Below are 4994 nucleotides of genomic sequence, written 5' to 3'. Positions count from 1 at the left end.
CCCCTTTAATACCCTCGCTTTTTGATTAGGGGGGGCTTATCTTGTAAAAATGAAATGCTCAACCGCATAAATTCAGCGATTGAGCATCATTAATATGTCCTATGAAACTTTTATCGGACAGCAATAATATTCTTTCAGTCATTTGTTGCAATAGCAAAAAGGCGTGCCTTTGTTTAGACACGCCTTTCTATTTTTAGTGAGTGTTTAATTATTGTTTAGCAATTACATTCGAATTGTTATTCAATCATATTAAAACGCTCGATTGAAGATTGTCATTCTTTTATGAATGATTTTGTTTGTATCGTATTCATTTCAGAAACTAATCTCAAAATGTATTTTCCGGAAGGTATTGCATTGATATCAAGGCTTTTAGTATAATTCCCTGACATGATTAGTTGTCCTGCCATGTTGAATACGTAATACATATGATATTGGCCATCTATATTGATAGCTTCTTTGGCAACGGTTGGATATACTTTTATGTTTGACTGTTCTTCGATAAGCTCTGCCGATGTATCCTTCATTGCCAGCAGTTTAATCATTACGCTTTGTCCACCTCTGGATTGTACAAGAAGAGCTGCAGCTCTTTGCTTATCCTCTTTGCTGAAATATCTTACCTCAATATCGCCTCCATCTTTTGGCAAATATTCTTTGTCAATGATAAAGGAGTCTGTGAGACGTTTCGGGATTAGTATAACTGAAAGTGGATTTTTGGGATTCTCTACTGTAATCTTCACTTTTTGTGGATCTGTTTTTACATTAGGGATAAAGTTAAATGTTAGCCCTTCTGTATCTGCAATAGGTTTTGTGATATCAGTTCTGCCGAATGTCACATCATCAATTTTGAAAGTTAGAGTCACATCTTTTCCGCTGCTTGGACTGTCAAAAGAGAATGCAACATGGAATTTGTCGTTGATTGTGATGTCTTCAACCTTATCCAATTCGATACAGTAGTCTATCCATGTATCATCTTCCGGATTTTTGACCATAGTATATTGGGTGATATCCAAATACTGTGCTTTTGCCGCTTTATTGTCTTCAGTTATGATCCATACACCAAACTTTTCAGGGCTGTTTTCTTGTGGAAGTTCGTAACGTATCCTAAATGTGAGCACTTTTGACTCTGCAGCTTTATAGGAGATTGTGGGAGAAATAAGCCAAGACTGCATTTCGCCTGTGTCCTCAAGAACTTGAGAATTGTAGAAGCTTATTTGGGCACAACGTTCTTCTATTTCTCGAGTTTTAAGATTTTTGTGATCCCAACCTCTAAAAGCACGATTGCCTTTGAGTGTGATGTTTTGCCATCCCGGAATGATCAGATCTCTTGTATGTCTTTCGGATTCGAAGTATTCTTCAAGTTTGTTTAGAGGCTCTTTGTCTACCCCCAATATCATCGCATCCTCTATACTTTTAAATTTTTGAACATGTTCCTTATCCGAAAGATCCAAATCGATACTATTGATTGTCAGGTCTTTTGCAGAGGTATTGACAAGTCTGAACCTGGTCGGTCTATGGCTGTCTATAAGATCTTTATTTTCCAATGCAACCCAGTGTCCGCCTCCATCGATGCTTATTTCAATCTTAAGATCTTTTGCTGTTTCTTCGGGAGTAACACTAAGTTTCTGAATTCCATAATCAAATAATTCGTCACATTCGATCATACCACCTTTGGATAGGATGATCTCATTCTTATCTTTCCAAGCTCCATCTAATTTGTAATAGCCTCTGTCGAATTTATGATAGCCTTTCCATACCCCTCCTACAAAGCGAGGATCCATCTTTTGGTCAGCTTCGAATTTTTCGCTCCATCCTTCGCCTCTACTAAGTCCGATGCCGGTCAATTCGTATTTGACTGTATCGGTTCCGGTTGTTGTCAAGCATAGGGTAGCTTTATATTCCTTGGACTCTTTTGGAGCAAAAGTAATGGTAAGCTTGTTGCTTAAAGCCTTATCTTGCTTCTCACTATAGTAGAATTGTCCTGTATTAATCTTAAATGGTTTGTCGTCTCCTTGTTTGATAGAGATATTGATATGGTCAATGACATTATTGATGTCGAATGTTATTTCTTGAGTAGAAGTTTCTTGTGGATAAGCAGACATTTTGTCAATCTCATTTTCTCCTGCCAACTTAATGGATGGCTTGTTGTCTCCATCAATGATATTGGCTGTAATGAAACATTCTGCTTTTTCTCCATTGTTGTTGAAAATGATTTTGAATGGACTGTTTTTTCGTCCAAGACCATAAATGCCTTTTTCTTTAGCTGTAATTGTGTATGCAATATCTTGTACGCTATTGCCTTGTGGAAGTTTGTCCTGTGCCATTACCAATACGCCTTCCGGCCCATTGATAGTAGCTTTGCGTTCTCCTGTGAGTGAGTATCCTTGTACCAAAATGTGAGAATGGATAGGTTTGTTAATTTCACCATTGAGTACAACCATACCGGGTATGATAGATACAAACTCGGTCTTCACAGCCAGAGATTTGAGCTTAAGTAGGCTAAAGTCGTCCACTTCGGCAATAGCATGTTTGTTTGTCTCAACCCCAAAGACAAAGAATTTTGCACCTTCAGGAGCGGTTGCTCTGAATTTAAGTTCACCCCAAGCCAGCTGCTTATCAAAGTATGTATGATCATTGTTGATAAATAGATCTTCTTCAGAAGTTATTTTTTTGCCTTGAGCATCTGTCCAATAGCAGCTTAGTCTAAGTGATCCATTAGGATTTTTGGGTGCTAATCCTCTGTAATGAATCATACCTTCCAATACATCTCCTTTGGAAACCTCTTTTCCTTCTTGAGTCAAATCAACTTTTTGCCAAATAGCTGAGGGAATCTCTTTAGCCACAAGTTGAATACCAAATCCGGTATTGGGATGATATCCTTTGAGTGTCTTCCTGACATCTCCTTTTGTCTCCCATTCGCGAGGAGAATCGTTTTGATCGAAGTTTTCGAAAAATTGATCTTTTAGAAGTTCGATGTTGTCCTTTATCTCTGGTTTTGGATCGGGGTTTGGTTCCGGGTCGGGCTCCGGATTTGGATTACCTTTTAGAGCGAGACCACTAAGTTTTATTTCACATTTTACTTCTCCCAATGAGATTATGGCTGTTGCATTCTTTCTTCCTTCAGATTTAGGTACGAATACAAAGCTTAAATTTCCTCCGATCGCAGTAAGGCTATTCTGATCAACCACCGAGAAGTTGTCTTTGTCTTCACCGGTAAGTTCAATCTTAGGTGTAGCCTCATTATTTGTTATAATAATCGAGGCCGATTTATGAACGGATGTCTCTCCAACATTTATTGCATCCCATTCGATTGTTGTTTTGTCCGAGCTGATAGTCGGTTGATTGCTCCCTTCAGCCAAAATAATATCTTTAAGGGCAAATTCGTTGAATGGTTGTGCAAACGATTGTGCATTGAATGCTATGAATCCGATGCCGCTCAAGCCTTGAGGAATGATGGCTTTGCCTGGTTCATATTGTTTTTTTGTTTGGGGTGACTGATTGAAGATCTCTTTGATGGTCTCTCCCTTCCTATCTATAATAAAGACTTTGAGAGGAAGTTCATTGTCGTAAGTGATTTTGAATAGAAATGTAAGCTCTTTCCCCCCAATCTTAGTAAGGTCCAAAGCCGGGCTAACGAGATAGGTGTTGAATGGAGGTTTATCAAACACACTTGCACTAACTTTGAAGCAATCATCTTTGTACGGGACAATCCACTTTTTGGATTTGTTGTCCGATAGACTTTTCCAGCCGTCTGCTAATGCTTGTTTGTAAACTTTCTCACCACTTACGTTAAATTCAGTGATTGGATTGTCAGTCGTAAGCACGCTGAAGTCAATCCCTTCAGGCGGTGCCAATAATTCGCTTTCACGGGCATTGAGGTTAAGACCTACAGCCACAGCGATGCTCATCAAAATGACGAACATCATAAATCTTGGTAGATTTGTTTTCATTTTATACATGTTTATAATGTGATCGGTGTAAAGGTAGTATATTTCTCCTTACGATAAGGTGTCTGAATGGTAATTCTTTACAACAAATAAGGTTGACTTTTACGTTTATTTGATATCTAATATCATGCTGTATCTTGGTACCGGAAAATAGATACTGTCCCGAAAAAGTGTGTAAGACCCAAGACAATTATCTTTGAAAAAGAAAAAATAAAACGATAAACAGTATGGATCTTACACGCACACAAATTAAAGAAATTATTTCGAATCAACTGACAAGCAAAGACGGACTCAACGAATTATTGATTCTTATGATGGAAATCATCATGGAGGGGGAACGCACCATCTATTTGGATGAGCACCGGGACTATGGGAACGGTTTTCGTCCCCGTAAAATCCTCTACGAGGGGAATATGCTCGAACTCCGGGTTCCGAGAACCCGGGTTCGTGGGTTTATGCCTATTCTTTTGGGGATATTGAAAGATCAGGAAGAAGAGATGGCTCGTCTGTGCTCCCTGATGTATTCGCAAGGCAGCACGATGCAGGACATCTCCAAATGCTTCGAGTTGCTTTATGGTAAAGAGATGAGTACGAGCAGCATCAACCGTCTGAGCATAGGAACACGCTCCCGTGTGGAAGCCTTTATGAGTCGCAAACTTCCCTGTCGTCTGGAAGCCCTGATCATCGATGCCACCTTTATTCCGGTCAGGCGCGGAGGCAGTTGTACCAAAGAGGCCTTCTTTGTGGCCATGGGTTTAAGCGAAGACGGGCGACGTGAAATTGTCGGGATCTACAACAATCCCACCGAGGGAAGTCATATTTGGAGAGCTTTCTTTTCCGACTTGAAGGCACGCGGTCTGAAGGAATTGAAGCTGATCGTTTCGGACGGATTGTGCGGGATAGAAGAAGTGGCTTCGGAGTGCTTTAAGGGGGTGTCGGTTCAATTGTGTACCGTTCACAAGAAGAGGGAGCTTCAGGCCAAAGTGAGGCCGCGGGACAAGGCTTTGTTTTCATCGGAATTGAAAGAGGTATTCAGTACGGAATCTTCTG

At 40.0% G+C, this 4994-nt stretch carries 2 protein-coding genes; one reads left to right on the top strand and one right to left on the bottom strand.

Translation table 11 applies throughout. The features are described 5' to 3' along the window. Nucleotides 1-272: 272 nt before the first annotated feature. Complete coding sequence (locus tag ACFO3G_RS01510; protein WP_380077308.1) at nt 273-3947, bottom strand: choice-of-anchor J domain-containing protein; 3675 nt, start codon at nt 3945-3947, stop codon at nt 273-275. Between the two features lie 224 nt (nt 3948-4171). On the opposite strand from ACFO3G_RS01510, the gene ACFO3G_RS01505 reads away from it, so the two are divergent. Then, a partial coding sequence (locus tag ACFO3G_RS01505; protein ID WP_380077306.1) for an IS256 family transposase occupies nt 4172-4994 on the top strand: 823 nt, incomplete at its 3' end.

Origin of the sequence: Falsiporphyromonas endometrii, from assembly GCF_042654485.1 — a bacterium.
GTDB lineage: Bacteria > Bacteroidota > Bacteroidia > Bacteroidales > Porphyromonadaceae > Porphyromonas > Porphyromonas endometrii.
The sequence above is the reverse complement of the archived record's forward strand: the minus strand, read 5'-3'. Positions and strand labels throughout refer to the sequence as shown.